Source organism: Streptomyces sp. NPDC003943 (assembly GCF_053605265.1).
This window is the reverse complement of sequence record NZ_JBSGIW010000109.1, coordinates 1-23082: the sequence shown is the minus strand read 5'-3', so window position 1 is coordinate 23082 and position 23082 is coordinate 1. Positions and strand designations below refer to the sequence as shown.

Sequence of the window (23082 nt, the reverse complement as noted above, 5' to 3'; positions counted from 1 at the left end):
CTGCCCCGGCTGACTGTGCTCACCCGGGGGACGACCCCCGGACCCCCGGCAGAAACGCCTAGCGTCCGTTGAACGCGTCCTTCAGACGCGAGAACAGGCCCTGCTGCCCCGGCTGACTGTGCTCACCCGGGGGACGACCCCCGGACCCCCGGCAGAAACGCCTAGCGTCCGTTGAACGCGTCCTTCAGGCGCGAGAACAGGCCCTGCTGGCCGGGCTGGAACTGCCCCTGCGGGCGCTCCTCGCCGCGCAGCTTGGCCAGCTCGCGCAGCAGTCGCTCCTGCTCCGCGTCGAGCTTCGTCGGGGTCTGCACCTCGACATGGACGATCAGGTCGCCGCGCCCGTTGCCGCGCAGGTGGGTGATGCCGCGGCCGTGCAGCGGGATCGACTGGCCGGACTGGGTGCCCGGGCGGATGTCGACGTCCTCAAGGCCGTCGAGCGTCTGCAGCTGCACCTTCGTGCCGAGCGCGGCCGCCGTCATCGGGATGGTGACCGTGCAGTGCAGGTCGTCGCCGCGGCGCTGGAAGGTCTCGTGCGGGATCTCGTGGATCTCGACGTACAGGTCGCCGGCGGGGCCGCCGCCGGGGCCGACCTCGCCCTCGCCCGCGAGCTGGATGCGGGTGCCGTTGTCGACACCGGCCGGGATCTTGACGGTGAGCGTACGGCGGGACCGCACGCGGCCGTCGCCGGCGCACTCGGGGCACGGGGTCGGCACGACCGTGCCGAAGCCCTGGCACTGCGGGCACGGACGCGAGGTCATGACCTGGCCCAGGAACGACCGGGTGACCTGGGAGACCTCACCGCGGCCGCGGCACATGTCACAGGTCTGCGCGGAGGTGCCGGGCGCGGCGCCCTCCCCGGAGCAGGTGGTGCAGACGACGGCCGTGTCGACCTGGATGTCCTTGGTGGTGCCGAAGGCCGCCTCGTCGAGGGTGACCTCCAGGCGGATCATCGCGTCCTGGCCGCGCCGGGTGCGCGAGCGCGGGCCGCGCTGGGACGCCGTACCGAAGAAGGCGTCCATGATGTCCGAGAAGTTCCCGAAGCCGCCCGCGCCGAAGCCGCCGGCCCCGGCACCGCCGCCGGAGGCGGACAGCGGGTCGCCGCCGAGGTCGTAGACCTGCTTCTTCTGCGGGTCCGACAGCACCTCGTAAGCGGCGTTGATCTCCTTGAACCGCTCCTGCGTCTTCGGGTCCGGGTTCACGTCCGGGTGAAGCTCACGGGCGAGGCGTCGGAACGCCTTCTTGATCTCGTCCTGCGACGCGTCGCGGCGTACGCCGAGTACGGCGTAGTAGTCGGTGGCCACTTACGACTCCGCCAGGATCTGTCCGACGTAACGTGCCACTGCGCGTACCGCTCCCATCGTTCCGGGGTAGTCCATGCGGGTCGGTCCGACCACGCCGAGTTTGGCGACTGCCTCGCCGCCGGAACCGTAGCCGACCGAGACGACCGACGTGGACGTCAGGCCCTCGTGGGCGATCTCGTGGCCGATCCGTACGGTCATGCCCGACTCCTTGGCCTCGCCGAGCAGCTTGAGGAGCACGACCTGCTCCTCCAGAGCCTCCAGGACGGGCCTGATCGTCAGGGGGAAGTCGTGTCCGAAGCGGGTCAGATTGGCGGTGCCGCCGATCATGAGCCGCTCCTCCTGCTCCTCCACCAGGGTTTCGAGCAGGGTCGCGAGCACGGTCGTGACCGTGCCGCGGTCCTCCTGGTCCTCGAAGGACTCCGGCAGGTCCTGCACCAGCTGCGGCACGTCCGCGAAGCGGCGGCCGACGACGCGGCTGTTGAGGCGGGCCCGCAGGTCGGCGAGGGAGGTCTCGCCGAAGGGCGCCGGGCAGTCGACCACGCGCTGCTCGACCCGGCCGGTGTCCGTGATGAGCACGAGCATCAGCCGGGCGGGGGCGAGCGACAGCAGTTCCACGTGCCGGACCGTCGAACGGGTCAGCGACGGGTACTGCACGACGGCGACCTGCCGGGTCAGCTGCGCGAGCAGCCGGACCGTGCGGCCGACGACGTCGTCGAGGTCGACGGCTCCGTCGAGGAAGTTGTGGATGGCGCGCCGCTCGGGGGTGGACAGCGGCTTGACGCCGGCCAGTCGGTCGACGAAGAGGCGGTAGCCCTTGTCGGTGGGGATGCGGCCGGCACTGGTGTGAGGCTGGGCGATGTAGCCCTCCTCCTCCAGGACCGCCATGTCGTTGCGCACGGTGGCGGGCGAGACGCCGAGCTTGTGCCGCTCGGTCAGCGCCTTGGAGCCGACGGGCTCCTCCGTCCCGACGTAGTCCTGGACGATGGCGCGCAGCACCTCGAGTCTGCGTTCGCTGAGCATCGCGCGCACCTCCAGCTGTCGATCCGGTTCCGGTTGCTCCGCTTTTGGCACTCGCCCTGTCCGAGTGCCAGGAAACCCCCGGCCAGTGTACGGCGGCGGACATCGCTCCTGGCAAGGAGGCGGGCTCGGCGGCGGCGCAACGGTTAGCGTCTCGCCATGGACATGGACTGGGAAGCGTACGGGTGGGAGCGGCTCGGCGAGGGCGTGGGGCGCCGCCGGCTGCCGGGCTGGGACGCCACGGTGGGCCTGGTGGCCGGGCGGGACGCGGTGCTGCTGTACGACACGGGCGCCACGCTCGCGCAGGGCGCCGAACTCCACGCGGATGTGGCGGCTCTCACGGGCGGCCGCAGGGTGACGCACATCGCACTCGGTCATCCGCACTTCGACCATGTGCTCGGCACGGCGGTCTTCGCCGGGGCCGAGGTGTTCGGCGCGGTGGGCGTGGACGCGCTGCTGCGGCGGGAGGCGGAGGAGCTCCGCGCGGACGCGGTACGGCACGGGGTGGACGAGGCGGCCGCGGCGGAGGCCGTCGAGGCGCTGGTGCTTCCGCGGCACACCGTCTCGGGCGAGTGGACCCTCGACCTCGGCGGCCGCCAGGTCCTCCTCGCGAACGTCGGCCCCGGCCACACCGGCCACGACCTGGCCCTGTTCGTACCCGGCGCCCCCGAGGTGGTCTTCTGCGGCGACCTCGTCGAGGAGTCCGGCGAACCCCAGGCGGGCCCGGACGCCATCCCCACCCGCTGGCCGGCCGCCCTCGACCGGCTGCTCTCGCTGGGCGGCGAGGAGGCGGTGTACGTGCCGGGGCACGGCGCCGTGGTCGACGCGGCGTTCGTACGACGCCAGCGCGATGAACTGGCACGCCGCTTCGAGGTGTCGTAGCGTCCCCCAAATGCGCAGCTACAACCCGGATCTGACACCTCCTTGGAAGCGCTCGGCGCCCGTGCCGGAAGTCCCGGCGGACCGTGACCTCGTCGTCGAGGAGGTCACGACCGGGTTCTGCGGTGCCGTGATCCGCTGCGAGGCGGGCACGGTGACACTGGAGGACCGCTTCGGCAAGCACCGGGTCTTTCCGCTGGAACCGCGCGGCTTCCTCCTGGAGGGCCGGGTCGTCACCCTGGTCCGCCCCGCCTCCGGTGCCCCGGTGCGTCCCACCCGTACCGCCTCCGGCTCGATCGCGGTCCCGGGCGCCCGGGCACGGGTCGCCAGGGCGGGCCGGATCTACGTCGAGGGCCGCCACGACGCCGAGCTGGTGGAGCGCGTCTGGGGCGACGACCTGCGGATCGAGGGCGTCGTCGTCGAGTACCTGGAGGGCGTCGACGACCTCCCGGCCATCGTCGCCGACTTCGCCCCGGCCCCGGACGCCCGCCTCGGCGTCCTGGTCGACCACCTGGTCGAGGGCTCCAAGGAGTCCCGCATCGCCGCCCAGGTCTCCTCCCCCGACGTCCTCGTCGTCGGTCACCCCTACATCGACGTCTGGCAGGCCGTGAAGCCCGCCGCCCTCGGCATCCCCGCCTGGCCCACCATCCCCCGCGGCCAGGACTGGAAGACGGGCATCTGCCGCGCCCTCGGCTGGCCGGAGAACACGGGCGCGGCCTGGCAGCACATCCTGTCGCGGGTGAGGTCGTACAAGGACCTGGAACCGGAACTGCTGGGCCGGGTCGAAGAACTGATCGACTTCGTAACGGCACCATAGGGCCCCGTCCCAGCCGCCTGGCGCCCCCACTGTGGGCGCGCTCCGGCCAGGGCTGCCCCGCCACCGCCCGTCGTGAACATCCGTCCCGCAGGGGGCGTCGCCCACCCCCGCACAGAGGTTGGGCAGGCCCGGCGCGGCCCGCACGGGGCGGTGTGGGCAGGCCCGGCGCGGCCCGCACGGGTGTCGGCAGGTCCGGCGCAACCCCGCACGGGCGAGGGTGGCACGGCGGGCGCAGCCCGCACGGGCTGGGGCGGGCGACGGCCCGGCGCCGGGCAGGGGGCGGCCTAGTCCACCAGGTCCCGGACCACCGCGTCGGCCAGCAGCCGACCGCGCAGCGTCAGTACCGCCCGCCCCTCCGCGTACGCCGCACCGTCCAGCAGCCCGTCCGCCCGCGCCCGCTCCGCCGCCGCCAGGCCCGCCGGCTTCAGCAGCCCCAGCTCGACCCCCTCGCGCAGCCGCAGCTCAAGGAGCACCCGCTCGACCCGCCGGTCCTCGTCCGACAGGACCTCCCGCCCGGCCCCCGGCGACCTGCCGGAGCCCAGCGCCGCCGCGTACGCGCCCGGGTGCTTCACGTTCCACCAGCGGACGCCGCCGACGTGGCTGTGGGCGCCGGGGCCGGCGCCCCACCAGTCGGCGCCGCGCCAGTAGAGCTCGTTGTGGAGGCAGCGGCCGGCGTCGGAGGTGGCCCAGTTGGAGACCTCGTACCACTGGAAGCCCGCTCCGGAGAGCACGTCCTCCGCTATCAGGTACCGGTCGGCGTGGGCGTCGTCGTCGGTCATGGGTATCTCGCCGCGCCGGATGCGCCGGGCCAGCTGGGTGCCCTCCTCGACGATCAGCGCGTAGGCGCTGATGTGGTCGGGGCCGGCGCCGATCGCCGCGTCGAGGGACGCCCGCCAGTCGTCGTCGGACTCGCCGGGCGTGCCGTAGATCAGGTCGAGGTTGACGTGCTCGAAGCCGGCGGCCCGTGCCTCGGCGACGCATGCCTCGGGCCGCCCCGGCGTGTGGCTGCGGTCGAGGATCTTCAGCACGTGCTGCCGGGCGCTCTGCATGCCGAAGGAGATCCGGTTGAAGCCGCCCTCGCGCAGCGTCGCCAGATACGCGGGGTCGACGGACTCGGGGTTGGCCTCCGTCGTCACCTCGGCGTCGTCGGCGAGCCCGAACTCGTCCCGGATCGCCCCGAGCATCGCCACGAGGTCGTCCGCGTCGAGCAGCGTGGGGGTGCCGCCGCCGACGAAGACGGTCCGCACGGGGCGCGGGTCGTCGCCGAGGACCTTGCGGGCGAGCCGTATCTCCTCGGCGACCTGCCCGGCGTAGTTCTCCCGGGAGGCGAGCACGCCCCCGGCACCGCGCAGCTCGCTCGCGGTGTAGGTGTTGAAGTCGCAGTAACCGCACCGGGTGGCGCAGTACGGCACGTGCAGATAGAACCCGAGCGGTCGCTCCCCGGCGCCCGCAAGGGCGTGGGCGGGCAGCGCCCCGTCCTCGGGCATGGGCTCACCATCGGGCAGTACGGAAGGCATGAAGCCATTGTCCCGTACCGCCCGACATCTCCGCCGGGCCTGTGGATAACTCCGGAACCCGCAGGCCGGAGCGGGGCTACGCCTCCCGCGCGCCCTCGTACATCTCCGCGATCAGGTGCTGGTACGTCCGCTCCACCACCGGCCGCTTCATCTTCAGGCTCGGCGTGAGCTCGCCGTGCTCGACGTCCAGGTCGCGCGGCAGGAGGCGGAACTTCTTGATGGTCTGCCAGCGCTGCAGGCCCTCGTTGAGGCGGGCGACGTAGCCCTCGATGAGCTTCTCGACCTGCGGGGTGGCGACGACCTCGGCGTACGACTTGCCGCCGAGGTCGTGCTCGGCGGCCCAGCCCTGGATGGCGGGCTCGTCGAGGGCGATGAGCGCGGAGCAGTAGTTGCGGTCGGCGCCGAGCACCACGATGTTGGAGACGAACGGGCAGACGGCCTTGAACTGGCCCTCGATCTCCGTCGGGGCGATGTACTTGCCCCCGGAGGTCTTGAAGAGGTCCTTCTTGCGGTCGGTGATGCGCAGGTAGCCGTCCGCGGACAGTTCGCCGATGTCTCCGGTGTGGAACCAGCCGTCCGGCTCCAGGACCTCGGCGGTCTTCTCCGGCAGGCCGTGGTAGCCCTCCATGATGCCGGGGCTGCGCAGCAGGATCTCGCCGTCGTCGGCGATGCGGACCTCGGTGCCGGGCAGCGGCTTTCCGACGGTGCCGGTGCGGTACGCCTCGCCGGGGTTGACGAAGGAGGCGGCGGAGGACTCGGTGAGGCCGTAGCCCTCCAGGATGTGGATGCCGGCGCCGGAGAAGAAGTAGCCGATCTCGGGGGCGAGCGCGACGGAGCCGGAGACGGCGGCGCGCAGCCGGCCGCCGAAGGCCTCGCGGAGCTTCTTGTAGACGAGCGCGTCGGCGACCTTGTGCTTGGCGGCGAGGCCGAAGGGCGCGGAGGCGGTGCCGGTGCGGCGGAAGTTGTCCTGGGTGACCTTGGCGTACTCGCGGGCGATGCCGGCCGCCCACTGGAAGATCTTGTACTTGGCCCCGCCGCCCTCGCGGGCCTTGGCGGCGACGCCGTTGTAGACCTTCTCGAAGATGCGCGGGACGGCGGCCATGTAGGTGGGCTGCACGATCGGCAGGTTCACGATGATCTTGTCGATGCGGCCGTCGACGGCGGTGACGTGGCCCACCTCGATCTGGCCGGAGGTGAGCACCTTGCCGAAGACGTGGGCGAGCGGCAGCCACAGGTACTGGACGTCGTCCTGGGTGACGAGGCCGGTGGCGGCGATGGCCTTGGCCATGTACGACCAGCTGTCGTGGCGCAGGCGGACGCCCTTGGGGCGGCCGGTGGTGCCGGACGTGTAGATGAGGGTGGCGAGCTGCTCGCGGCTGATCGCCCCGACGCGCTCCTTGACGACCTCCGGGTGCTTCTCCAGGTACGCCTTGCCGCGGGCCTCCAGGTCGGCGAGGGTGAGCACCCACTCCTCGGAGGTGTCGGCACCCTCGGCGTCGATCACGACGACGTGGTGGAGGTGGGGCAGGTCGTCACGGCGCTCGACGGCCTTGGCGAGCTGGTCGGCGTTCTCGGCGATCAGGACGCGCGAGTCGGAGTCGGACAGGATGAAGGCCGACTCCTCGGCGTTGGTCTGCGGGTAGACCGTGGTGACGGCGGCGCCGGCGCACATGACGCCGAGGTCGGCGAGGATCCACTCGACGCGGGTGGCGGAGGCGAGGGCGACCCGTTCCTCCGGCTGGACGCCGAGGTCGATGAGGCCGGCGGCGATGGCGTGGACGCGGTCGGCGGCCTGCGCCCAGCTGAGCGACTTCCACTCGTCGGGGCCCTGGCCGGCGGCGGGGACCGGGTAGCGGTACGCCTCCGCGTCGGGGGTCCGCTCGACGCGCTCAAGGAAGAGCGCCGCCACGGACGGCGGCCGGTTCTCGATCAGGGTCTGGGTGTCGCTCACGACGTCCTCCGGGCGGCGGCGGTGCGGTCAGGCGGGGCGCAACTAGGCGTAACTAACTGGCGAGTAACCTTCAGGCGGCTTCAGAGTAGAGCGCCTGGGACTGGCGCGTAAGGGCTTGCATATAACGAACGGGTCTGCACGCCGTCGGCGCGCAGACCCGTCAGTGGTGGCCTTGTGGTGGCCTCGCGAGTGCCTTGTGGTGGCCTCGCGAGTGCCTTGTGGTGGCCTCGCGGTGAGCGGGGGGCGGCTACTTCTTCGCCTTGCCCGCCGACTCGTCGCTGGACAGGACGGCGATGAAGGCTTCCTGCGGAACCTCCACGGAGCCGACCATCTTCATCCGCTTCTTGCCTTCCTTCTGCTTCTCGAGCAGCTTCCGCTTACGGGAGATGTCACCGCCGTAGCACTTGGCGAGGACGTCCTTGCGGATGGCGCGAATGGTCTCACGGGCGATGACCCGGGAGCCGATGGCGGCCTGGATGGGCACCTCGAACGCCTGCCGCGGGATGAGCTCGCGCAGCTTGGCGACGAGCCGCACACCGTACGCGTAGGCCGCGTCCTTGTGGGTGATCGCCGAGAAGGCGTCGACCTTGTCGCCGTGCAGCAGGATGTCGACCTTGACCAGGCTGGACGCCTGCTCGCCGGTGGGCTCGTAGTCGAGCGAGGCGTAGCCGCGGGTCTTGGACTTCAGCTGGTCGAAGAAGTCGAAGACGATCTCGGCCAGCGGCAGGGTGTAGCGGATCTCGACGCGGTCCTCGGAGAGGTAGTCCATGCCGAGGAGGGTGCCGCGCCGGGTCTGGCAGAGCTCCATGATCGAGCCGATGAACTCGGTGGGGGCCAGGATCGTGGCACGCACGACCGGCTCGTACACCTCGCTGATCTTGCCCTCGGGGAACTCGCTCGGGTTGGTGACCGTGTGCTCGCTGCCGTCCTCCATGACCACGCGGTAGACCACGTTGGGGGCGGTGGCGATCAGGTCGAGGCCGAACTCGCGCTCCAGGCGCTCGCGGATCACGTCCAGGTGGAGCAGGCCGAGGAAGCCGACGCGGAAGCCGAAGCCGAGCGCGGCGGAGGTCTCCGGCTCGTAGACGAGCGCGGCGTCGTTGAGCTGGAGCTTGTCGAGGGCGTCGCGCAGCTCGGGGTAGTCCGAGCCGTCCAGCGGGTACAGACCGGAGAAGACCATCGGCTTCGGGTCCTTGTAGCCGCCGAGCGCCTCCTCGGCGCCCTTGACCTGCGAGGTGATCGTGTCACCGACCTTGGACTGGCGGACGTCCTTCACGCCGGTGATCAGGTAGCCCACCTCGCCGACGCCGAGGCCGTCGGCCGGCAGCATCTCGGGCGAGTTGGTGCCGATCTCCAGGAGCTCGTGGGTGGCGCCGGTCGACATCATCCGGATGCGCTCGCGCTTGTTGAGCTGGCCGTCGACGACACGGACGTAGGTGACGACGCCGCGGTACGAGTCGTAGACCGAGTCGAAGATCATCGCGCGGGCCGGCGCGTCGGCGACGCCGACCGGGGCCGGGATGTCGCGGACGACACGGTCGAGCAGCGCCTCGACGCCCATGCCGGTCTTGGCGGAGACCTTGAGGACGTCCTCCGGCTGGCAGCCGATGAGGTTGGCCAGCTCCTCGGCGAACTTCTCCGGCTGGGCGGCCGGCAGGTCGATCTTGTTGAGCACCGGGACGATGGTGAGGTCGTTCTCCATCGCCAGGTACAGGTTGGCCAGGGTCTGCGCCTCGATGCCCTGGGCCGCGTCCACCAGCAGGATCGTGCCCTCGCAGGCGGCGAGCGAGCGCGAGACCTCGTAGGTGAAGTCGACGTGCCCGGGCGTGTCGATCATGTTCAGGATGTGCGTCCGGCCCTGCTCGGACCCCTCGGTGGGGGCCCAGGGCAGACGGACCGCCTGGGACTTGATCGTGATGCCGCGCTCACGCTCGATGTCCATCCGGTCGAGGTACTGGGCGCGCATCTGCCGCTGGTCGACCACACCGGTCAGCTGGAGCATCCGGTCGGCGAGCGTGGACTTGCCGTGGTCGATGTGCGCGATGATGCAGAAATTGCGGATCAGAGCCGGGTCGGTACGGCTCGGCTCGGGCACGTTGGTAGGAGTCGCGGGCACGCAGGCTTCTCGTCTCGGGCGGTGTTCGGAACGGGTACGTAGGGTCCATGGTCCCATGACTGCGGCCCGGTGCTCGGTTTGGGCGGTATGGAGAGCGGCTGATACCGTGGACAGCTGTGTCTTGTGTGCCCTCTCAGCTGCAAGGCGCATCCTGAAGAAACATCGAACCTGTAAAGGCTCTTTTCGTGGCGAACATCAAGTCCCAGATCAAGCGGAACAAGACCAACGAGAAGGCGCGCCTGCGCAACAAGGCCGTCAAGTCGTCGCTCAAGACCGCGATCCGCAAGGCCCGCGAGGCTGTCGCCGCCGGCGACCTCGAGAAGGCCACCGTTGCCGCTCGTGCCGCTTCGCGTCAGCTCGACAAGGCTGTCTCGAAGGGTGTCATCCACAAGAACGCCGCCGCCAACAAGAAGTCGGCGCTGGCCACCAAGGTTGCCACCCTCCAGGGCTGAGCTCTGATGTGACCGGCCGTACGGGACTCCAGCGGGCCCTCTAACCGCTCCCGCCCGGCCACCCCGGCTCCGTACGCGAGACGCGTTCGCCACGCGTGTACGAGCCACCCGAGTTGTACGACGAAGGCCCCGCCGCTCTCCTTCCCCAGGAGGCGACGGGGCCTTCGTCGTGCCCGCGGTCCCGCTGTCAGGCGCGGCGCATGCGGGCCGCCCGCGCGATCGCGACGACGGCCTTCTCCAGGGCGTACTCCGGGTCGTCGCCGCCGCCCTTGACGCCCGCGTCGGCCTCGGCGACCGCTCGCAGGGCGAGGGAGACGCCGTCGGGGGTCCAGCCGCGCATCTGCTGACGGACGCGGTCGATCTTCCACGGCGGCATGCCGAGCTCGCGGGCGAGGTCGGCCGGGCGGCCGCCGCGGGCCGAGGAGAGCTTGCCGATGGCGCGGACGCCCTGGGCGAGGGCGCTGGTGATCAGGACGGGCGCGACGCCGGTCGACAGGGACCAGCGCAGGGCCTCCAGGGCCTCGGCGGCGCGGCCCTCGACGGCACGGTCCGCGACCGTGAAGGACGACGCCTCGGCGCGGCCCGTGTAGTAGCGCCCGACGACCGCCTCGTCGATGGTGCCGTCGACGTCCGCCGTCAGCTGTGCCACGGCGGAGGCCAGCTCCCGCAGGTCGCTGCCGATCGCGTCGACCAGGGACTGGCACGCCTCGGGCGTGGCGGACCGGCCGAGCGACCGGAACTCCTGCCGGACGAACGTCAGCCGCTCGGCCGGCTTGGTCGTCTTGGGACAGGCCACCTCCCGCGCGCCCGCCTTGCGGGCCGCGTCGAGGAGTCCCTTGCCCTTGGCGCCGCCCGGGTGCAGCAGCACGAGGGAGATCTCCTCGGCCGGCGCGTCGAGATACGCCTTGATCTCCTTGACGGTGTCCGCGGCGAGGTCCTGCGCGTTCCGCACGATCAGGACCTTGCGCTCGGCGAACAGCGAGGGGCTGGTGAGCTCCGCGAGCGCGCCGGGCGGCAGCTGCTCGGCGGTGAGGTCGCGCACGTCCGTGTCGGCGTCGGAGGCCCGGGCGGCCGCCACCACCTCGCGGACCGCGCGGTCGAGCAGCAGGTCCTCCTGGCCCACGGCGAGCGTGACGGGGGCGAGGAGGTCGTCGGGGGAGGACTTCTTGGTGGCCATCGTGCTCAAGGATCCCACGCGCCACCGACACTCCCCCCATCGCCGAGAATGTGCACGTGAACGATGTGAGACACGTACTCGTCCTGCCCGACCGCGACTCCGCCGAGGAGGTCGCCGAGGAGCTCCCCGACCGTTTCGACCTCGCCGAGGACCCCCGGCTCGTCCGCGACGCGCTCGCCGGCGAGGACGACGCCGAGGACGCCCAGTGGCTCGTCGTCGTCGAGGACCCCGACGGGCTCCTCGACCCGGTGGCCCTGGACGCGCTCGCCGCCGAGTACGAGGGCTGGCGCGAGGAGCCGTAGGCCGGTTCAGCCCTGCGCGGTCTTCGGGACGATCTGGATGTCCAGGTCGATGGTGATGCTGGAACCGACCGCCGCGATGCCGCGGGCCAGCAGCGTCTGCCAGGTGAGGGTGAAGTCCTCGCGGTGCAGCTCGGTGGTCGCGCGGCAGGCGCCGCGCGTCTCGCCCTGGAGGCCGTTGCCGAGGCCCAGGTACTGGGTGTCGAGGGTGACCGTGCGGCTGACGCCGTGCAGGGTGAGCGCTCCGGTGACGGCCCAGCGGCTGCCGCCCTTGTGGACGAAGCGCTCGCTGAAGAACTCCATCGTCGGGTACGCGCCGACGTCGAGGAAGTCGCCGGAGCGCAGGTGGTCGTCGCGCATCTGGACGCCGGTGTCGATGGAGGCCGCGTCGATCACGACGTGCATCGCGGAGCGCTCCATCCGCTCGGCGATCCGGACGGCTCCGGCGAAGCTGTTGAAGCGGCCGTGGATGCGGGCGAGGCCGATGTGCCGTGCGGTGAAGCCGATCTGGGAGTGCATCGGGTCGATCTCCCAGTCGCCGGGCTCGGGGAGCGCCTGCTGGGGCGCGACCTGGAGCCGGACGTCACCGAGACCGGCGTGGCCGCTCTCGTTGACCACGGCGTTGCCGTGGTACGGGGTGTAGCCCTCGGACGTGATCGCGAGCCGGTACTCGCCGGCCGGCACGGTCGCGAGGACGCTGCCGTACGGATCGGTCTCGCCGGCCAGGACCTTGCGGCCCGCCGTGTCGCTGACCGTGAACTCGGCCTGACGGACCGGCTCGCTCACCGGGTCGAGGACCCGGCAGCTGAGGACACCCGCCGACGGCGGAACCGTGAGTCCCGCGAGCGGGCCGCCCCGGGAGGCTCCCGAACCACGCTTACCGAACAGACCGAACACTTCCCGTACCCCCGGACAACCGCTGACGTTTCCGTTTCAACGAAGACGCATTCGATCACTGTTGCCACGTTCGAGGCAAACGGTAGAAGTGTTACCGAGAGTCCGAATTAAAGATTCCGCTCACTCGTGTACGCCACGGGCGCCCGCTCCGGCAGCTCCCGCAGCCGCGCCAGCGGCGAGGGCAGCACCCAGACGACCGCGAGCAGCGTGCCCACCGTCGCCAGCCACAGCGTGGGCCGCAGCCCGAACGCCGTGCCGAGCAGGCCGCCGAGCAGCGCTCCCAGCGGGCGGAAGCCGTGGTTGAGCGTCCGGAAGGCGCCCATCGCGCGGGCGCGTATCTCGTCGGGTATCAGGGCCATCTGGAAGGACCCGACCGCGATGTCGGCCAGCATCACCCCGACGCAGGAGAGGAACTCCGCCGCGAACAGCAGCCCGGCCACCAGCGGCACCGGCCCGCTCGCCGCCGGCACCAGGAGCAGCGGCAGCGCGAAGCCCACGAAACCGGCCACCAGGGACGGGCCGACACCGATCCGCCGGACCACCGCCCCGGCACACGCCGCCCCGATCAGCCCACCCACGGCCCCGGCCGCCAGCACCGCGCCCAGCACGCCCGCGCTCAGCCCGAGTTCGGTCGTCACGTAGAGCACGAAGAGGGTGTGGAACATGAAATTGAAGAACTGCACCGTGCCGGAGGCGGCGAACAGCGCCCGCATCGAACGATCCCGCACGACCCAGCGCAGCCCCTCGGTGAAGTGCCCCTTCTCCACCGGCGCGGGAGCCGGCTCGACCGGTCTGATCCGGGCCAGGAAGCCCGCCGAGACGAGGTACGTCACCGCGTCCGCGAGCAGCGCCAGCGGCGCGGTCAGCACCTGCACGAGCACCCCGCCGACCGCCGGTCCCGCCAGCCAAGCCACTGAACGGCTGCCGTTGACCAGCGAGTTCGCCTGCACGTACCGCTCGGCCGGCACGAGCGCCACGAACAGCGTGCTGTTGCACACCTCGAAGAGCACCGTGAGCGCTCCGACCGCGAAGGCCACCACGTACAACTGGCTCAGCGTCAGCGCGTCGAGCAGGTAGGCGACCGGGAGGCTCAGCAGCAGCGCCGCGCGACCGAGGTCGGCGAGGATCATCGCGCGCCGCCGTCGCGCCTGCCGGTCCGCCCAAGCGCCGAGCGGCAGGTTGAGCAGCAGCGCGGGCAGCAGCTCGGCCGTCTTCAGCCAGCCCATCTCGGCGGCGTCGGCCCCGAGGACGAGGACGGCGGCGAGCGGCAGCGCCATGAGCGATATCTGATCGCCGGCGAGCGAGACGGTCTGCCCGGTCCAGTACCGCCGGAAGGGCCGCTCGCGCAGCAGCGCGGGTATGCGTTCGGCGATCGCCATGGGTCACTCCTTCTCGTCGTCGGCGATGTGTCCTTCGGCGTCGTTCTCGTTCTCGGTGAGCTCGCGGTCCACGAAGGCGATCCGCAGGACGGCCACGGGCCGTGCGCCCTCGGGGCGCCGGGCCGGGTCCGTCTCGCGCTCCTCGTAGGGGCGCAGCAGTTCGTCGATCCGCTGCCCGAGTCCGGCCAGCTCCTCCGGCGTGAGATGGAGCAGCGTGTCGCCGAACTGCTCGGCCTCCCGCCACTCCACAGGCAGCGAGTGGCGCTGCTCCACGGCCTGCACGACCCGGTGGAAGTAGTGCTCGATCACGGCCCCGCTGAGCGCGTCCGCCGCCTGGGCGACCGCCGCGTCCTCGCTGTGGCCCGGCCACTCGGTGTACCGGGCCGTCGCCTGCCAGGGCTTCTCCCGGCCCTTGCCGCCCGGCGCCTGCTCGACCAGCCCGTATTTGGCGAGTATCCGCAGGTGGTACGAGCAGCTGGCCACCGATTCGCCGGTCAGCTCGGCCGCCCTGGTGGCGGTGAACGGCCCACTGCTCCGCAGCAGGCCCACGAGGGTCATCCGGGTCGGATGGGCGTAGGCGCGCAGGGCGCGGGGGTCGGTGAGCTGAATGCTGCGAGGCTGCTCCGTCATGATGTAAACGTATCTTTAGAAAGACTCCTTTACAAGCGTTTCTCCGGAGGGCGTGGCGGCGAGTCCCGGGCCCGCGCCCGTCACCGCGATCGCCCCGTCCCGGTCCGTTCTCAGCACCCGCGCCCCGCCCGCCCGCAGCGCCTCCACCGTCCGCGGGGACGGGTGGCCGTACGGGTTGTCCCGGCCCGCCGAAACGAGCGCCAGCCTCGGCCGCACCGCCCGTATCAGCCCGGGGTCCTGGTGGGCCGAACCGTGGTGGGCGACCTTGAGGACGTCCACGGGCGGCAACGCCGGGTAGGCGCGCAACAGGCGCTGCTGGGCGGTGGGTTCGAGGTCGCCGAGGAGCAGCAGGGTCACCCCGCCGGCGGCCCTGACGAACAGCGTCACGCTCGCGTCGTTCGCCGCCGACTCGCCCTCCTCGTCCACCCACCGCGCCCCCGGGCCCGCCCGCGGCCACAGCACCCGCCACTCCAGCGGACCGAGCCTGCGCCGCTCCCCCGCCGCGGCCCGCACCACCGGCACCCCGGCCGCCCGCGCCGCGCGCCGGACGAACGCGGCCTGGGACGGCGGGTCTTCGAGCCCCGTCGTCTGGATCGCGCCCACCGCCCGCCCTCGCAGCACCCCGGGCAGGCCGGCCACATGGTCGGCGTGGAAGTGGGTGAGGACCAGGAGCGGGATCCGGCGCACCCCGAGCCCTCTGAGGCACCGGTCGACCAGCGCCGGATCCGGCCCGGCGTCCACCACGACGGCGGCGTCCCCGCCGGCCGCGAGCACGGTCGCGTCCCCCTGTCCGACCTGGCACATCGCGTACACCCAGCCCGGCGGCGGCCAGCCGGTGACCAGACGCGCCAGCGGCGGCGGCCGGACGACCGCCAGCAGCAACAGCGCGACACACCCCGCGCCGAGCCACCGCCGGTACGGCAGCCCCCGTACGGCGAGCATCGCGAGCCCGGTGAGCAGCGCGAGCAGCAGGCCGCCCCACCAGCCGTCCGGCCAGGCCGTCTCCGCGCCCGGCAGTCCCGCGCCCGTGCGGGCCACCGTCGCGATCCACCCGGCCGGCCAGGCCGCGATCCGCGCCACCGCCTCGGCGGCCCCCGGCCACAGCGGCGCGAGACCGAGGACGGCGAAGCCGAGGACCGTGGCCGGTGCCACCGCGGGCTCCGCGAGCAGATTGGCGGGCACCGCGACCAGACTCATCCGGGCCGCGAAGACCACCACGACCGGCGCGCACACCGCCTGCGCCGCGAGCGTCGCCCCCAGCGCCTCGGCGATCCTGCCCGGCACCCCGCGCCGCCGCAGCGCCTCGCTCCAGCGCGGGGCGACCGTGAGCAGCGCCCCGGTGGCCAGGACCGAGAGCAGGAAGCCGTAACTCCGCGCCAGCCACGGGTCGTAGAGCACCAGGCCGAGCGCCACCGCGGCGAGCGCCGGGATCAGCGAACGGCGCCGGCCGGTCGCGAGCGCGAGCAGGGTGACCAGCCCGCACGCCGCCGCGCGCAGCACGCTCGGGTCGGGGCGGCACACCACGACGAACGCGAGCGTCAGCCCGCCCCCGGCGAGCGCCGTGACCCGCAACGACATGCCGATCCTCGGAGCGAGCCCGCCCCGCTCGGCGCGCTGCGCGGTGCCCGGCCGGCCGATGAGGAGCAGCAGCACGACCGTGAGGTTCGAACCCGAGACGGCGAGGAGATGAGTGAGATCCGTCGCCTCGAACGCCTCCTTCAGCTCGGGCTCGATCCGTGACGTGTCGCCCACCACCAGGCCCGGCAGCAGCGCCCGCGCGTCCGGCGCGAGGCCCTCCGTCGCCCGGCGCAGCCCGGCGCGCAGCTCCCCCGCCGTGCGCTGGAGCGCGCTGGGCGGCCCGGTGATCCGTGGCGGTCCGTCGCCGTCAGCCCGCAGCACGGCGGCGAACGGGTCCCCGCCCCGTGCCGGGGCGAGCCGTCCGGTCACCGCGATCCGGGTCGAGGGCAGCAGCGCCTGCCAGTCCCGCCGCCCCTCCCCCGGCCCGTCTCGCGCGGGGACGAGCAGCATGACCGGCGCCCGCGTCCGGTGCACCGCGCGGTCGCGGTCCTCGACCCGGGTCACCTCGCCCTCGACGACCACGAGCACCGGGGTCGCCCGGCTGCCGCGCACCTTCGGCCGGGTGAGCCGGGGGTCGGCGGTGACCGTCAGGTCGACCGCCACCCGGCCGCCCTCGCGGGCGAGTCCGGGCACCGGGCCGCGCCGCAGGTCCGCCGCGTGCAGAGCGCCGGACGCGGCTCCGGCGGCCGCGCACAGCAGCACTCCGGCGCAGGCGGTCGCCCGCAGTCCGCCCCGTGCGGCCGGCAGCAGGAGCAGCGCGGCCCCGCCCAGGCAGAGCAGCACGCCTCCGACCGTCCACCAACCGGCGACGCCCACCGCGAGGGCCGCCCCGCCCCACGCGGCGAGAGCCGGCGGGACGAGCCGCAGATCGGCGGGCCCCTCGTCCCACGGCGCCGCCGGGCGGTCGTCCCCGCTCATGGCCTGACCAGCGGCGCGAGATCCGCGAACCGGCGCTCGCCGATCCCGTTGACGTCCCGCAGTTCGGCGACCGAACGGAAACCCCCGTGCTCCGTCCGGTGCTCGACGATATGGCGGGCGAGGACCGGGCCGACCCCGGGCAGCGCGTCGAGCTGTTCCACGGTCGCGGTGCTGAGGCTCAGCGGACTGGCGGGACCCGGCGGCCCCAGAGCCCCGCCGGGGCCGGCGGCCACGCCGCCCGCCGGAGCGGCCCCGGCCGGGAGCCCGACCACGACCTGCTCGCCGTCCATCAGGACCCGGGCCCGGTTGAGGCCCGTCAGGTCCGTGCCCGGGCGGATGCCGCCCGCCACGCGCAGCGCGTCGGTGACCCGGGACCCGGCCGGCAGGGTGAACACCCCGGGCCTGCGCACCTTGCCGCCGACGTCCACCACGACCACCGCGCTCGCGGCGGCCGCGGCGGTCGGCGACGGGGCTGCGGACTCCGGCAGCATGGGCCCCGCCTCGGGCAGCGGCCGCGCCGCCACCACCACCTCGGGCGCCCTGACCTGCTGGGGCCGTCCGGTCCAGAAGTAGATCCCCGCTCCCCCGGCGGCCACCACCAGGACCACCGCGAGGGCGCCCAGCGAGCGCCGTTCCAGCCCGCACCGGGACTGCACCCACAGCGGCATCCGCTCGCGCAGCGCGAGCCGTAACCGCTCCCGGGTACGGATCCCCGGCGGGCCCGGTGGTGCCGGCGCGCCCGGTGGGTCCGGTGGGTCCGGTGGGTCCGCCGGTGGCAAAGGCGGAGGCAGCGGCGCAGGTGAGGACAGAGGAAGTGCGGGTGCGGGTGCGGGCGCGGGCGTGGCCACGCGGGGCTCCGGCGGGGCCGCCGTGGCCGCCGTCGCGGCCGTCGCCGGGAACAGCGCCTCGCCCCGGCGCCGTACCGCCTCCGAGACCGCCCCTGCCGCATGCCTCCCGTGGCGTGCCGCCCTCGTGCGCTGCCTGGAGCGGCCGTCCGAACCGGGCGCCCGGCCGGGTCCGCTCGTTGCCGCGCCGCGTCGTGATCCGATGTCTGTGCGAAGAGTCATGGATCCGACGGTAGGGACCGGAACCCGGCCGTGCCGGGACGCCTCAACTTCTGTGGACAGCCGCCCGGTTGTGGATAACTCCGTCACCCTCCCGAGCGGTTTGAACGCCCTCGGGGACCGTCAGCGCGGCGAGACGACGACCGCGAGCAGCCCCGGCCCGGTGTGCGCGCCGATGACCGCGCCGACCTCGGTGACCTGGAGGTCCTCGATGCCCGGCAGGCGTTCGTGCAGCCGCTCGGCCAGGACGGCGGCCCGTTCGGGCGCGGCGAGGTGGTGCACGGCCACGTCGACGGGCCCGCTTCCGGCCCGCTCGACGGCGATCTCCTCGAGCCGGGCGATGGCCTTGGAAGCCGTACGCACCTTCTCGCGCAGCTCGATCCGCCCGCCCTCGAGTTCGAGGAGCGGCTTCACGGCCAGCGCGGAGCCGAGGAGGGCCTGCGCGGCGCCGATGCGCCCGCCACGGCGCAGGTAGTCGAGGGTGTCGACGTAGAAGTAGGCGGAGGTGCTCTCGGCCCGCTTCTCGGCGGCCGCCACGGCCTCGTCGAGCGAGCCGCCCGCCTCCACGACCTCCGCCGCCGCCAGGGCGCAGAAGCCGAGAGCCATCCCGACCATCCGGGTGTCGACGACCCGTACGGGCACGGGGGCGTCCCTGGCGGCGAGCACGGCCGCGTCGTACGTGCCGGAGAACTCGCCGGACAGGTGCAGCGAGACGATGCCGTCGGCGCCCGCCTCGGCGGCGGCTCGGTAGGTGGCGGCGAAGACCTCGGGGGCGGGCCGCGAGGTGGTCACCGAGCGCCGCTTCTGCAGCGCCTCCGCGAGCGAGCGGGCCGAGATCTCGGTGCCCTCCTCCAGCGCGCGGTCGCCGATGACGACGGTGAGCGGAACGGCGGTGATGGCGTGCCGCTCCATTGCCTGGGGGGGCAGGTAGGCCGTGGAATCGGTGACGATCGCGACATGCCGGGACATGAGCGGGAGGTTACCCGCCGGGGCCGCCGCCCGGCAGCCCGGCCCCGCCCTCGGGACCTCCCGTCACGACCCGGACGTCCCGAAGCAGGCCCTCAGCCGGTGGTCTTCTCGGGCCGGGCCGACTTCTCCCAGGGGTAGGCCGCGGCGCGCGGATCAGGCCCGGTGATGGCCTGCGCCTGCCCGGCCGTCCCGGCGGCCGCCGGACCACCCGGGCCCGCGTCCGATGCCTTGCCCTCGCGCGCGCCGTCACCGGCCGCATCGGCGGCGGTCCAGTGCCGCAGCGCGCCCGCCTCCATGTCGATCTGGGCGCTCAGCGAGTCCAGGTCGTCTGCGGCGAACTTGCGGGCCCGGTCCCGGGCGGCGAAGCGCAGGGCGTCGGCGGAGTGGGTGATCTGTTCGGTGCGCCGGCGGAGGTCCGGCAGCTGGGTCGCGGTGTGCGCCCGGTCCGGCTCGCGCTCGAGCCGCTTGAGGTCCTCGTCAAGCTCGCGGCCGTGGCCGCTGAGCCGGTGGAAGAGGTCCAGGGACTCCTTGAGGGAGGCGTCCTCGGCTACGCCCGCGTGCAGGGCGTCCTGCGTGGCGCGCATCGAGGTGCGCAGCGCCAGCCGCAGCTGTGCCAGCTCGCCGGCGACCCCGCCCTGGCCGAAGCTCTTGGCGCGCAGCGTGGTGTCCTCGACGGTGCGCCGAGCGTGGTCGAGGGTGCGGTCGACGCCGCGCTTGGCCGCCTTGGCGACCTTCACCGTGGCGTAGACACCGAGCGCCACGAGAGCGACGAAAAGCAACGCCATGATCGTGATCGCGGCTTCCATGTGCTTCGCCCCTCCAGCCTCGGTTGTGGTTCTTCCACCGTAAACGGAAGGGGCAGGCCGACGGTTCCAGTGGAACCCCCAACCTGCCCCTACTCGTCCCCTAGGGGAACCGCCTCACGGGCGGCCCGGCGTCAGCCGGCGACGATGTTGACCAGCTTCGGCGCGCGGACGATCACCTTGCGGATCTCCGCGCCGCCCAGCGCGGCGACCACGGCCGGGGCGGCCAGGGCCAGCGCCTCCAGGTCGGCGTCGGTGATCGACGGGGAGACCTCCAGGCGGGCCTTGACCTTGCCCTTGATCTGGACGACGCAGGTCACGGTCTCGTCCACGACGTAGGCCGGGTCGGCGACCGGGAAGTCCTGGTGGACGACCGACTCGGTGTGGCCCAGTCGGCGCCACAGCTCCTCGGCGATGTGCGGGGCCAGCGGGGCGACCAGCAGCACCAGCTGCTCGGCGACCGGCCGGGACAGCGCGCCGCCGGACTTGGTCAGGTGGTTGTTCAGCTCGGTGATCTTGGCGATGGCGGTGTTGAAGCGCATCGCGACCATGTCCTGCGAGACCCCGTCGATGGCCTTGTGCAGGGCGCGCAGGGTGTCCTCGTCGGCCGGCTCGTCGACGACGGTGACCTCACCGGTCGTCTCGTCGACGATGTTGCGCCACAGGCGCTGCAGCAGCCGGTACTGGCCGACGACCGCACGCGTGTCCCAGGGGCGGGAGACGTCCAGCGGGCCCATGGCCATCTCGTACAGGCGCAGCGTGTCGGCGCCGTACTCGGAGCAGATCTCGTCCGGGGTGACGGCGTTCTTCAGGGACTTGCCCATCTTGCCCAGGACGCGGCTGACCTTCTCGCCCTGGTAGTAGAACGCGCCGTCGCGCTCCTCGACCTCGGCGGCCGGGACGGCGATGCCGCGGGCGTCGCGGTAGACGAACGCCTGGATCATGCCCTGGTTGTAGAGCTTGTGGAACGGCTCGGCGGAGGAGACGTGGCCCAGGTCGAACAGGACCTTGGACCAGAAGCGCGCGTACAGCAGGTGCAGCACGGCGTGCTCGGCGCCGCCGACGTACAGGTCGACACCGCCGGTGGGCATGCCCTCGCGCGGGCCCATCCAGTACTGCTCGATGGCCGGGTCGACCAGCTTCTCGCTGTTGTGCGGGTCCAGGTAGCGCAGCTCGTACCAGCAGGAACCGGCCCAGTTGGGCATGGTGTTGGTCTCGCGGCGGTACTTCTTCGGGCCGTCGCCCAGGTCCAGGGTGACGTTGACCCAGTCCTCGTTGCGGGAGAGCGGGGTCTCCGGCTGGGTGTCCGCGTCGTCCGGGTCGAAGGTGCGCGGCGAGTAGTCCTCGACCTCCGGCAGCTCCAGCGGCAGCATCGACTCGGGCAGCGAGTGGGCGACGCCGTCCTCGTCGTAGACGATCGGGAAGGGCTCGCCCCAGTAGCGCTGGCGGCTGAACAGCCAGTCGCGCAGGCGGAAGTTGACGGTGCCCTCGCCGATGCCGCGGTCGGCCAGCCAGGCGGTGATCTTCGCCTTGGCGTCGACGACGCCCAGGCCGTCCAGCGCCACGTCCTCGTTGGAGGAGTTGATCAGCTTGGCCTCGTAGGAGGAGAAGGCGTCGTCCCACGTCGACGGGTCGGTGCCGCGGTCGTCGCTCGGCTCGACGACGCAGCGCATCGGCAGCTCGAAGGCGCGCGCGAAGGCGAAGTCACGGGCGTCGTGCGCCGGGACGGCCATGATCGCGCCGGTGCCGTAGCCCATCAGGACGTAGTCGGCGATGAAGACGGGGACCTGCTCGCCGCTGACCGGGTTGGTCGCGTAGGCGCCGGTGAAGACGCCGGTCTTCTCCTTGGCCTCGGCCTGCCGCTCGACGTCGGACTTGGACGCGGCCTGCTTGCGGTACGCGTCGACGGCCTCGGCCGGGGTGGCGTGGCCGCCGGTCCACACCTCGTGGGTGCCCTCGGGCCAGGCGGCCGGGACGATCTTCTCGACCAGGTCGTGCTCGGGGGCCAGCACCATGTAGGTGGCGCCGAACAGGGTGTCCTGGCGAGTGGTGAAGACGGTGATGGCGCCGGTGTCGCCGACCTGGAAGTCGACGCGGGCGCCCTCGGAGCGGCCGATCCAGTTGCGCTGCTGCAGCTTGATGGCCTCGGGCCAGTCCAGCGCGTCCAGGTCGTCCAGCAGGCGGTCCGCGTAGGCGGTGATGCGCATGTTCCACTGGCGCAGCTTGGCCTTGAAGACGGGGAAGTTGCCGCGCTCGGAGCGCCCGTCGGCGGTGACCTCCTCGTTGGCCAGGACGGTGCCCAGGCCGGGGCACCAGTTGACCGGCGCGTCGGAGGCGTACGCCAGGCGGTACTCGCCCAGGACCTCGGCGCGCTCGACGGCGCTCAGGGCGCTCCAGTCACGGCCTCCGGGGACCTCACGGGTGCCGTTCTCGAACCGCTCGACCAGCTCGGCGATCGGACGGGCCTGCTTGGCCTCGTCGTCGTACCAGGAGTTGAAGATCTGCAGGAAGATCCACTGGGTCCACTTGTAGTACTCCGGGTCGATCGTGGCGAACGACCGGCGCTTGTCGTGGCCCAGGCCCAGCCGGCGCAGCTGGGCCTTCATGTTCTCCATGTTGGCCTCGGTGGACACCCGCGGGTGGGTGCCGGTCTGCACGGCGTACTGCTCGGCCGGCAGGCCGAAGGCGTCGAAGCCCAGGGTGTGCAGGACGTTGTGCCCGGTCATGCGCGCGTGGCGGGCGAAGACGTCGGTGGCGATGTAGCCCAGCGGGTGGCCGACGTGCAGGCCCGCGCCCGACGGGTACGGGAACATGTCCATGATGAACTTCTTGGGGCGGGCCGCGACGGCCGCGTCCCCGGCGAGGTCGCCGGTGGGGTTCGGGGCCTCGTAGGTGCCCTCGGCGTCCCAGGCGTCCTGCCAGCGTGCCTCGATGTCGGCGGCCATGGTCGCCGTGTAGCGATGCGGGGCCGCCGTCTCGGCAGCCGTGTTGATCTCGGTCATGATCCTTGAAGCTCCATCGATCGTCTCTGCCCACTGCCAGCACTGCCACGAAATGAAAAATCCCCTCGCACAGGAGGGGACGCCGCGCCGATGCCGACCGGATGTTCATCCGTCGGGACTGATCAGCGCGGCCCGCTAAGCAGAAGGCGTACGGCACGCATGGCGTCAGGGTACCGCAGGGCCCGATCGGGCCGCATCGGCGTTCCGGCGGCCGGACGCACGAAGAAGCGGGCCATCCGAATCGGATGGCCCGCTTCCTTTTGTGGAGCTAAGGAGAATTGAACTCCTGACCTCCTGCATGCCATGCAGGCGCTCT

General features: G+C 72.5%; 18 protein-coding genes. 4 read left to right on the top strand and 14 right to left on the bottom strand.

All coding sequences use genetic code 11. The features are described from left to right. Positions 1–161: 161 nt before the first annotated feature. Both dnaJ and hrcA read right to left on the bottom strand, forming a co-directional pair. Positions 162–1301 (bottom strand): molecular chaperone DnaJ, encoded by a 1140-nt coding sequence (dnaJ, locus tag ACWEV0_RS31625; protein WP_453153119.1) that lies wholly within the window; start codon positions 1299–1301, stop codon positions 162–164. After that, positions 1302–2321 carry a heat-inducible transcriptional repressor HrcA gene (gene hrcA, locus ACWEV0_RS31620; RefSeq protein WP_453153118.1) on the bottom strand — a complete coding sequence of 340 codons (1020 nt, stop codon included), beginning with the start codon at positions 2319–2321 and terminating at the stop codon, positions 1302–1304. A gap of 156 nt (positions 2322–2477) precedes the next feature. On the opposite strand from hrcA, the gene ACWEV0_RS31615 reads away from it, so the two are divergent. Together ACWEV0_RS31615 and ACWEV0_RS31610 are read left to right on the top strand one after the other, a co-directional pair. After that, positions 2478–3200: an MBL fold metallo-hydrolase gene (locus tag ACWEV0_RS31615; protein ID WP_453153117.1), complete on the top strand. Its 723-nt coding sequence runs from the start codon at positions 2478–2480 to the stop codon at positions 3198–3200. A gap of 10 nt (positions 3201–3210) precedes the next feature. Beyond that, positions 3211–4014 carry a DUF3097 domain-containing protein gene (locus ACWEV0_RS31610; RefSeq protein WP_453153115.1) on the top strand — a complete coding sequence of 268 codons (804 nt, stop codon included), beginning with the start codon at positions 3211–3213 and terminating at the stop codon, positions 4012–4014. Between the two features lie 284 nt (positions 4015–4298). Here ACWEV0_RS31610 and hemW read toward each other — a convergent pair whose 3' ends face one another. The 3 genes from hemW to lepA all read right to left on the bottom strand — a co-directional run bounded on the left by hemW (position 4299) and on the right by lepA (position 9598). Continuing rightward, positions 4299–5531, bottom strand: coding sequence for a radical SAM family heme chaperone HemW (hemW, locus tag ACWEV0_RS31605; RefSeq protein ID WP_453153114.1), 1233 nt, complete (start codon positions 5529–5531; stop codon positions 4299–4301). Between the two features lie 76 nt (positions 5532–5607). Next, entirely contained in the window at positions 5608–7482 is a 1875-nt protein-coding gene (locus ACWEV0_RS31600; RefSeq protein WP_453153113.1) for an AMP-dependent synthetase/ligase, read from the bottom strand. Between the two features lie 247 nt (positions 7483–7729). Then, complete coding sequence (gene lepA, locus ACWEV0_RS31595) at positions 7730–9598, bottom strand: translation elongation factor 4 (RefSeq protein ID WP_453153112.1); 1869 nt, start codon at positions 9596–9598, stop codon at positions 7730–7732. 185 nt (positions 9599–9783) lie between these two features. Between lepA and rpsT the strand changes: the two genes are divergently transcribed. Then, a complete protein-coding gene (gene rpsT / locus ACWEV0_RS31590; RefSeq protein ID WP_265862295.1) occupies positions 9784–10050 on the top strand; it encodes a 30S ribosomal protein S20 in 267 nt (88 codons plus the stop codon). A gap of 187 nt (positions 10051–10237) precedes the next feature. On the opposite strand, the gene holA is transcribed toward rpsT, so the two are convergent. Beyond that, positions 10238–11227 (bottom strand): DNA polymerase III subunit delta, encoded by a 990-nt coding sequence (holA, locus tag ACWEV0_RS31585; protein ID WP_453153111.1) that lies wholly within the window; start codon positions 11225–11227, stop codon positions 10238–10240. A 56-nt stretch (positions 11228–11283) separates the two neighbouring features. Between holA and ACWEV0_RS31580 the strand changes: the two genes are divergently transcribed. Next, positions 11284–11529 carry a hypothetical protein gene (locus tag ACWEV0_RS31580; protein ID WP_453153110.1) on the top strand — a complete coding sequence of 82 codons (246 nt, stop codon included), beginning with the start codon at positions 11284–11286 and terminating at the stop codon, positions 11527–11529. 6 nt (positions 11530–11535) lie between these two features. On the opposite strand, the gene ACWEV0_RS31575 is transcribed toward ACWEV0_RS31580, so the two are convergent. From ACWEV0_RS31575 to leuS, 8 genes are all read right to left on the bottom strand, one after another. Continuing rightward, positions 11536–12423, bottom strand: a complete 888-nt coding sequence (locus ACWEV0_RS31575) for a YceI family protein (RefSeq protein ID WP_453153109.1) — start codon at positions 12421–12423, stop codon at positions 11536–11538. 107 nt (positions 12424–12530) lie between these two features. Next, the gene (locus ACWEV0_RS31570) at positions 12531–13802 is read right to left on the bottom strand and encodes an MFS transporter (protein ID WP_453153108.1); all 1272 of its coding nucleotides are present in this window, start codon (positions 13800–13802) and stop codon (positions 12531–12533) included. Between the two features lie 3 nt (positions 13803–13805). Next, positions 13806–14432, bottom strand: coding sequence for a winged helix-turn-helix domain-containing protein (locus ACWEV0_RS31565; protein WP_453153107.1), 627 nt, complete (start codon positions 14430–14432; stop codon positions 13806–13808). A 15-nt stretch (positions 14433–14447) separates the two neighbouring features. After that, positions 14448–16928: a ComEC/Rec2 family competence protein gene (locus ACWEV0_RS31560; protein WP_453153106.1), complete on the bottom strand. Its 2481-nt coding sequence runs from the start codon at positions 16926–16928 to the stop codon at positions 14448–14450. Then, positions 16925–17584: a helix-hairpin-helix domain-containing protein gene (locus ACWEV0_RS31555; protein ID WP_453153105.1), complete on the bottom strand. Its 660-nt coding sequence runs from the start codon at positions 17582–17584 to the stop codon at positions 16925–16927. The genes ACWEV0_RS31560 and ACWEV0_RS31555 overlap by 4 nt, the downstream gene beginning before the upstream one ends. A gap of 531 nt (positions 17585–18115) precedes the next feature. Further along, a complete protein-coding gene (locus ACWEV0_RS31550; protein ID WP_453153104.1) occupies positions 18116–18961 on the bottom strand; it encodes a DegV family protein in 846 nt (281 codons plus the stop codon). 92 nt (positions 18962–19053) lie between these two features. Then, positions 19054–19767 (bottom strand): hypothetical protein, encoded by a 714-nt coding sequence (locus tag ACWEV0_RS31545; protein WP_453153103.1) that lies wholly within the window; start codon positions 19765–19767, stop codon positions 19054–19056. 131 nt (positions 19768–19898) lie between these two features. Beyond that, positions 19899–22766 carry a leucine--tRNA ligase gene (leuS, locus tag ACWEV0_RS31540; protein ID WP_453153102.1) on the bottom strand — a complete coding sequence of 956 codons (2868 nt, stop codon included), beginning with the start codon at positions 22764–22766 and terminating at the stop codon, positions 19899–19901. Positions 22767–23082: the final 316 nt, after the last annotated feature.

Coding starts and splice junctions, on each gene's coding strand:
- hrcA (WP_453153118.1), bottom strand. CDS start 2,321: ATGCTCAGCGAACGCAGACTCGAGGTGCTGCGCGCCATCGTCCAGGAC.
- ACWEV0_RS31615 (WP_453153117.1), top strand. CDS start 2,478: ATGGACATGGACTGGGAAGCGTACGGGTGGGAGCGGCTCGGCGAGGGC.
- ACWEV0_RS31610 (WP_453153115.1), top strand. CDS start 3,211: ATGCGCAGCTACAACCCGGATCTGACACCTCCTTGGAAGCGCTCGGCG.
- hemW (WP_453153114.1), bottom strand. CDS start 5,531: ATGCCTTCCGTACTGCCCGATGGTGAGCCCATGCCCGAGGACGGGGCG.
- holA (WP_453153111.1), bottom strand. CDS start 11,227: ATGGCCACCAAGAAGTCCTCCCCCGACGACCTCCTCGCCCCCGTCACG.
- ACWEV0_RS31570 (WP_453153108.1), bottom strand. CDS start 13,802: ATGGCGATCGCCGAACGCATACCCGCGCTGCTGCGCGAGCGGCCCTTC.
- ACWEV0_RS31565 (WP_453153107.1), bottom strand. CDS start 14,432: ATGACGGAGCAGCCTCGCAGCATTCAGCTCACCGACCCCCGCGCCCTG.
- ACWEV0_RS31560 (WP_453153106.1), bottom strand. CDS start 16,928: ATGAGCGGGGACGACCGCCCGGCGGCGCCGTGGGACGAGGGGCCCGCC.
- ACWEV0_RS31550 (WP_453153104.1), bottom strand. CDS start 18,961: ATGTCCCGGCATGTCGCGATCGTCACCGATTCCACGGCCTACCTGCCC.
- ACWEV0_RS31545 (WP_453153103.1), bottom strand. CDS start 19,767: ATGGAAGCCGCGATCACGATCATGGCGTTGCTTTTCGTCGCTCTCGTG.
- leuS (WP_453153102.1), bottom strand. CDS start 22,766: ATGACCGAGATCAACACGGCTGCCGAGACGGCGGCCCCGCATCGCTAC.